Origin of the sequence: Halomonas sp. 707D4 (assembly GCF_024158685.1) — a bacterium.
GTDB lineage: Bacteria > Pseudomonadota > Gammaproteobacteria > Pseudomonadales > Halomonadaceae > Vreelandella.
The window spans coordinates 1-2,660 of sequence record NZ_JAMZBD010000424.1 but is presented as its reverse complement, the minus strand read 5'-3'; the positions used below and the strand labels follow the sequence as shown (position 1 = coordinate 2,660).

The following is a 2,660-nucleotide window of genomic DNA, read 5'->3' as shown; positions in this document are numbered from 1 at the left end:
TTCGTCGAGCAGGATGAAGGCCGGGTCGGTGGCCAGCGACCGGGCGATCTCGACGCGCCGCCGCTCGCCGCCGGAGAGGCTCATGCCCAGGTTGTCGCGAATGTGAGTGATGTGGAAGTCTTCGAGCAGCTGCTCGAGGCGCTCTTCGCGAGCGTGGCGATCCAGCTCCTTGCGGGTCTCGAGAATCGCCAGGATGTTGTCGGCCACCGAGAGCTTACGGAAGATCGATGCTTCCTGGGGCAGATAGCCGATCCCGGCGGTGGCGCGCTCATGCATCGGCGCGCGGGTCAGGTCCCGCTCGTCGATGCCCACCGTTCCCGCGTCGGCCTTGACCAGCCCCACGATCATGTAGAACGAGGTGGTCTTGCCCGCCCCGTTGGGGCCGAGCAGGCCGACCACGCTGCCCTGAGCGATTTCCAGGTTGATATCCTTGACCACCCGGCGGCGCTTGTAGCTCTTCGCCAAGTGCCGGGCGTGCAGCGTCTTGACCGCTGCGCTTGGGGTATTCGACACGGCGGCCTCCTATTGGGCGGGCTGGAGGGTCATGCGGATACGCTGGTTGTCGCTGCCGCTCACCTCGGAGCGGGCCTGGACGACTTCGCGGTCGATGAAGTACTCGAGCCGGCCGCCGCGAAAGCGGTCGCCGCGCTGTGTAAGCTCGGCCTGGTCGATCAGCTCGACCCGGCGCTCGCCGACGTGATAGACGATGCGGCGTGCCCAGCCCTCCATGGGGCCGTCTTCGTTCTCGAGCTGGTTGCGAAGGTAGGCGCGCTCGCCGGTGGCGATGGCCTGGGAAAGCTCGCCGGCCTCGTTGCGCTGGATTTCGACGCGGTTGCCGCGAATCTGCATTTCGCCCTGGCGAATGTCGACGTTGCCGGTATAGACGGCGGTGCCGGCGCGCTGGTCCAGGTCGAGCTGGTCGGCCTCGACCTCGACGGGCGCCTGGTTGTTCTGGGCAACGGCGGTCAGCGGCATGGCCACTGCCAGCAAGGCGGCGCGAAACAGGGCGGCGCGAAACGGTGGGTGCATAACGACTCCTAGGGCGTTGGGCTGACGGGCGGGTGTTCGCCGCGCACGTTGTCGGACATGCGTACCCGGCTCTCGTCGAGCCAGACGTCCATGCGATCGGCGCTCATGCGCTGGGGCGGCTGCTGCAGCAGCGCCGGCGTTTCGGTGTAGGCGTGACGCTCGAGGCCATCGTAGTGTAGCCGCTCGGTGTCGAGCTGCCAGCCTTCGTCCGGCGCCAGCAGCCGGGCCGAGCCCTCCAGCACGAGCGACTGGCGATCGGTCTGCAGTATGCCGTGGTCGGCCTGGGCCAGCCACTGGCGCTGCTCCGAATCGAACAGCGTGGCGCGCGGGTCGTCGGCCTCGGTCAGCGCCTGCTGGGGCGTATGCACCAGGTGCGGGGTGACCAGCGACTGGTCGATCGTGCCGGACTCGCCGAACAGCGTGAGCTCGGCATTTTCCAGCACGTGCCCGGGCTCCTGCGCCTGGGCCTCGGGATCGACGTCGTCGAAGTCGGGGCCGCGCGGGTCGAGCCAGACGAGCAGGGCGCCGAGTGCAACGACCAGCGCCGGCATCCAGAGGCGTTTCTTCAAGCGTCTCGACATAGGCGTGAACCTCTAGAGGTACGTGTCCATGACCGCATCCCAGTGACCCTGGGTCATCAAGAGCGTATCGCAGATCTCGCGCACCGCGCCATGGCCGCCGAGCGCATCGGTGATCCAGCCGGCGTGGGTGTGCATGTAGTCCGGTGCGTTGGGCACGGTGATGCCGACCCCGACGCGGCGAATCACAGCCAGATCCGGCAGGTCGTCGCCGCAGTAGGCGACCTGATCGAGGGACAGGTCGAGGCGCTGGCACAGTCCCTTGAGCGTGGCGAGCTTGTCCTCGACGCCCTGGAAGACGTGGGTGATACCCAGCGCCGCCGCCCGCTGGCTGACCATGGGCGAGTCGCGCCCGGTGATCACCGCCACGTGAAAGCCCGCGCGCTTCAGAAGCTTGAGGCCGTGGCCGTCCTGGACGTGGAACGCCTTGATCTCGACCCCGTCGGCCTGGAAGTAGAGGCGTCCATCGGTCATCACGCCGTCGACATCGACGGCCAGCAGGCGCACGTTGCGAATTCGGTCGTGCAGGGCATCGGGTAGGGCCATGGTTACTCCATTGAAAACGGTCTATCAGCGTAGGTCAGATCACGCCGCTCGAAAGCAGGTCGTGCATGTGCAGGGCGCCGATGGGGCGCTCGTGTTCGTCGACCACGGCCAGGGCCGTGATGCGGCTATCTTCCATGAGGCGAACCGCTTCGGCGGCGAGCACGTCCGGGCGAATGCGCTTGCCCGGACGCGTCATCACCGCATCGACGCTGACGCTGCGCAGGTCGTGGTACTCGTCCAGGGTGCGGCGCAGGTCGCCGTCGGTGTAGACGCCGGCGAGGCGCCCGTCGTCGTCCACCACGCAGGTGAAGCCGAGCCCCTGGCGGGTGATCTCGAGCAGCGCGTCGCGCAAGGGGCTGCCAAGAGGCACCTTGGGCAGGCGCTCGCCGCTGTGCATCAGATCCTTCACGCGCAGCAAGAGCCGCTTGCCGAGACTGCCGCCAGGGTGGGAGAGGGCGAAGTCCTCGGCGGTGAAGCCGCGCGCCTCGAGAAGGGCCACGGCCAGCG

Annotated in this window: 5 protein-coding genes; all 5 read right to left on the bottom strand. The window is 67.9% G+C overall.

The window, feature by feature from the left end; genetic code table 11:
• On the bottom strand, positions 1–513 hold a 513-nt coding region (gene lptB, locus BIS11_RS14705; protein ID WP_253586400.1), incomplete at its 3' end, for an LPS export ABC transporter ATP-binding protein.
• 9 nt (positions 514–522) lie between these two features.
• Complete coding sequence (lptA, locus tag BIS11_RS14700) at positions 523–1,029, bottom strand: lipopolysaccharide transport periplasmic protein LptA (protein WP_253419527.1); 507 nt, start codon at positions 1,027–1,029, stop codon at positions 523–525.
• Positions 1,030–1,037: 8 nt separating this feature from the next.
• The gene (lptC, locus tag BIS11_RS14695) at positions 1,038–1,610 is read right to left on the bottom strand and encodes an LPS export ABC transporter periplasmic protein LptC (protein ID WP_253419530.1); all 573 of its coding nucleotides are present in this window, start codon (positions 1,608–1,610) and stop codon (positions 1,038–1,040) included.
• A gap of 12 nt (positions 1,611–1,622) precedes the next feature.
• Positions 1,623–2,153, bottom strand: a complete 531-nt coding sequence (locus BIS11_RS14690; RefSeq protein ID WP_253419532.1) for an HAD family hydrolase — start codon at positions 2,151–2,153, stop codon at positions 1,623–1,625.
• 34 nt (positions 2,154–2,187) lie between these two features.
• A partial coding sequence (locus BIS11_RS14685; RefSeq protein WP_253586399.1) for a CBS domain-containing protein occupies positions 2,188–2,660 on the bottom strand: 473 nt, incomplete at its 5' end.

Excerpts from the sequence above, each read along its gene's own strand:
- lptA (WP_253419527.1), bottom strand. The coding sequence starts at position 1,029 with ATGCACCCACCGTTTCGCGCCGCCCTGTTTCGCGCCGCCTTGCTGGCA.
- lptC (WP_253419530.1), bottom strand. The coding sequence starts at position 1,610 with ATGTCGAGACGCTTGAAGAAACGCCTCTGGATGCCGGCGCTGGTCGTT.
- BIS11_RS14690 (WP_253419532.1), bottom strand. The coding sequence starts at position 2,153 with ATGGCCCTACCCGATGCCCTGCACGACCGAATTCGCAACGTGCGCCTG.